Source organism: Paenibacillus lacisoli (assembly GCF_030580655.1).
GTDB classification, from domain to species: Bacteria; Bacillota; Bacilli; order Paenibacillales; family Paenibacillaceae; genus Paenibacillus; species Paenibacillus lacisoli.
In genome coordinates this window covers 1-3,224 of the sequence record NZ_JAUQTB010000032.1, presented here as the reverse complement: position 1 = coordinate 3,224, position 3,224 = coordinate 1, and the positions used below count along the sequence as shown (strand labels likewise).

Annotated in this window: 4 protein-coding genes; 3 read left to right on the top strand and 1 reads right to left on the bottom strand. The window is 42.8% G+C overall.

Annotated elements, in window-relative coordinates; all coding sequences use genetic code 11:
* Positions 1-125 precede the first annotated feature (125 nt).
* Together Q5741_RS21370 and Q5741_RS21365 are read left to right on the top strand one after the other, a co-directional pair.
* Complete coding sequence (locus tag Q5741_RS21370) at positions 126-665, top strand: hypothetical protein (protein ID WP_305026132.1); 540 nt, start codon at positions 126-128, stop codon at positions 663-665.
* Between the two features lie 552 nt (positions 666-1,217).
* Positions 1,218-1,832, top strand: a complete 615-nt coding sequence (locus tag Q5741_RS21365) for a helix-turn-helix domain-containing protein (RefSeq protein WP_305026131.1) — start codon at positions 1,218-1,220, stop codon at positions 1,830-1,832.
* Between the two features lie 377 nt (positions 1,833-2,209).
* Here Q5741_RS21365 and Q5741_RS21360 read toward each other — a convergent pair whose 3' ends face one another.
* Complete coding sequence (locus tag Q5741_RS21360) at positions 2,210-2,410, bottom strand: helix-turn-helix domain-containing protein (RefSeq protein ID WP_305026130.1); 201 nt, start codon at positions 2,408-2,410, stop codon at positions 2,210-2,212.
* A gap of 170 nt (positions 2,411-2,580) precedes the next feature.
* On the opposite strand from Q5741_RS21360, the gene Q5741_RS21355 reads away from it, so the two are divergent.
* Positions 2,581-3,224: recombinase family protein (locus tag Q5741_RS21355; protein WP_305026129.1), on the top strand; the 644-nt coding region annotated here is incomplete at its 3' end.

The window sequence follows — 3,224 nt, the reverse complement described above, 5'->3', positions numbered from 1 at the left end:
ATGCTGTCACAAGCAGCTTAATCACGGGATTTCTGTATGAGGGGTGTTTTCAAACTGCACTTTTGTTGACAACTCCATTTGGTCAACATAAGTTAACTCCGGCTGATTTCGGGAGGTAGTCAAATTTGTTTGAGATAAAATACCGTATTATTATTGATGAGAGTTACTGGAAAACAATGAATCTAGAGCAAATTGAAAAGGAAGGGGGGATTGAGGGCTTCTTTCAAATAAACCTGCATTCAGTTGATTATGGTTATTACCATAATAGGCAACTGGGAGAGGGTGAAGAGGGTTTTGACATTATTTCAACTTGGTTATCAAATCTATTGGAAGTATGTGTGTTAATAGATGGTACTAAGTATGTAGCAATAAAGGACACGGAATCTTACAATACATGGCTTGAATTTATTTCTGTTGATAATGACTTACTAGTGAGTGTGGTTCAGTCGGACAGCTTCATTAGTGAGTATGTCATTACCAAGCCTATAGAAAATCGGGTTTATTCCGAATGGAGAGACATCAAAGTCAACAAGGAGAAGTTTATCGAAGAGGTAGTTAATAAAACGAAAAATTTTATTACTGACCTATCCCAAATAAACCCTCTTCTAAGTATGAGCCAAAGAATAGTTCAATTACAATCACTGCTCGACAAAGCAAGATTGTAGATATTAAGAGACCTTGGGGGGCGTAAAGCCTTTTAAGGTCTTTTTTTACCCCCACCCAGTGCCGAATGAATCGGGCGGCTACGTCCAAAAGAACTTAACCCTCATCACCCCCGTATAATATTCCTCTAATATGCCCGTACGCACATGCAATGCTTGAATTTTATACCCTAAATAACGGTATTCCGTTACGTTGGACAGGTCGATTATGGTCAGATACCACCATGATTGACCTGTTATTTGTTATCTTCGCTTTCTTGCAGTTTTTCTAATATGAGCCGCAACTGTACAATACCATGTCTCGATAGAGAGGGCGAAGGACAGAAGACGCACCTTTTCGGATGGATAGCACGACAATTCATAGTAGCGGCAGAAACGTGAAGGATTTTGATAATGTCTGCAACTGAATTGACCTTTACAGCGATTGTTACAGCGTAAGAAAGAACTCTGCTGACGAGCAGTTGACATATACAGGTAAGGCAACGTGAGGAATAGCCACCTTCCTGACATCATAGCCGCCGCAGGGCGGAACACTCAAAGAGGAGGGCAACGAAAGTGAAAGACCTATGGTTGAAAAAGAACAATCAAGCTGCCAACACGTACATGGATGAAGTAAGTCGAGCGAATCAGTTCACGTCCCATCATAACGGTTACATCAAAGCACCAGTAAAGATTCTACGTTGCTTTGGCTTGAGTGCCTTTGAGAAGCTGATTCTGATGAATTTAATCGCTTATATGAGCGATAAGACGTTGTGCTACCCTACCATCGAAATGATTGCTCGTGATGTCGGATGTAGTTCCAAATCGATAGAGCGGCATATCAAGGAACTTGATGACAAGAAGATGATTCTAGTCAGTCAAGACCGAAAGAACAATACGTATTATCTGCCGAACTATCTACATTGCCACCCGTATTTGCTAATGAGCGAAAAGACACATGAGTTTATTGGCGGTGTGAGGAAGCAAGTCAATGAACGAGAGCTGACGCTATGGGTGCGAGGGATAATAAAGGGTGATGAGTTCAAAGCGTTTACAGCCAAACTGCAACGGCTTCATGAACAGCGCTTTCCTATGGATAAGTTCGCAGAGAAGGAGATACTGGACAGCTATGCCCAGTTCCTGAAAGTGGAGTTAGCAAAGCGATTTCCGTTCGATGTGAACGAGCAATAATGGACTGTCTGTTATTTCAACCGACTTTGTGTCCTGATAACCGTCAACCAGTCTGTTGAGGGATACCAAACAGCCGTTGTAGACAAATTGTCTGCGATTTTGACAGATTGTCGGTTATCGTGGACGGATAGTCTGCAATGAGGACACAAAGTCTGTCGTGAACAGACTGGCAGTCTCACTAATAAGAATCATTAACAATACTCAATAAACAAGAATCAAGAGAAAAATCATTTGAATAAGAAACAGCAGACACGCCGTGGGCGGTCTGCATCTTCGGGGAGATTCTTGATTCTTGGAGGGTAAAGAGGTTGGACTTCACTTCTCTTTACATGAATGGTTAGATATTCCGCTGTCGCCGCTGTGAGCGGTATGACGGCTCAATCAATCTCTATTAGTTCTTCAATCCTGACGTTTAGGGTCTTACAAACGAGTTCTAATGTCTCTAAGTAGATCCTGTCAACATTGTCAGAACACAGATGGTTGATTGTGCTAGCTCGTAATCCTGTTAATCGTGCCAGTTCCCGTTGAGATATTCCTTTCTGCTCTAACAACTGGCGTAACTTTACTCGAATTGCCATGCTTATCCTCCTGATGAGTAACGCTTAACCGTACTGATTTATGAAGCAATTATATCACCGTACATGTAGAAAGTCATTGTGTGTTTCGGTTAAACGGTATATAATCAAGTTAATGATTCGGTTAAGCGTTACGTTAATCTCAATTATCGTAACGGAGGGGGAGGAACAGCATGAATGTCATCGGTTACGTCAGAGTTTCAACAAGTGGACAAGCCAAAGACGGTTACAGTTTAGCGTACCAACAGGATGAAATTCGCTCCTATTGTCAGGAGCAGGGATGGAACTTGCAGGACATCTTTACGGATGAAGGTATCAGTGGGGCGAAGGTAGATGAGGATGCTCTTGAAGTGGACAGAATCGGCTTTCAGAGCATGTTAGCCGCCCTATCCATCCGAACCTATGACGCTGTTGTCGTGCTTAATACAAGCCGTTTATGGCGGTCTGACATCGTAAAGGTTTTGGTTCATAGGGAGTTCAAGAAGTACGGCGTGGATGTGAAAAGTATCGAGCAGCCAACCTACTCCATTCACAAGAAAGACCCAAGTGATTTCCTTATCAATGGACTTATGGAACTACTAGACCAGTATCAAAGGCTAGAAATCGCCCTCAAGCTAGGCAGAGGACGCAATAAGAAAGCCCAACAGGGCGGTTATGCAGGAGGTCGGGCGGCATTTGGTTACAAAGCCCGTAAAGGACACAAGGCAATAGAAGTGAATGATAGGCAGGCCCAAGCGGTCAAACGGCTCTTTGACATACGGGAACAGAACCCGAATTGGACGTTATCCGAAATGGCATTTCAATTGAATCAAGAAGG

Excerpts from the sequence above, each read along its gene's own strand:
- Q5741_RS21360 (WP_305026130.1), bottom strand. The coding sequence starts at position 2,410 with ATGGCAATTCGAGTAAAGTTACGCCAGTTGTTAGAGCAGAAAGGAATA.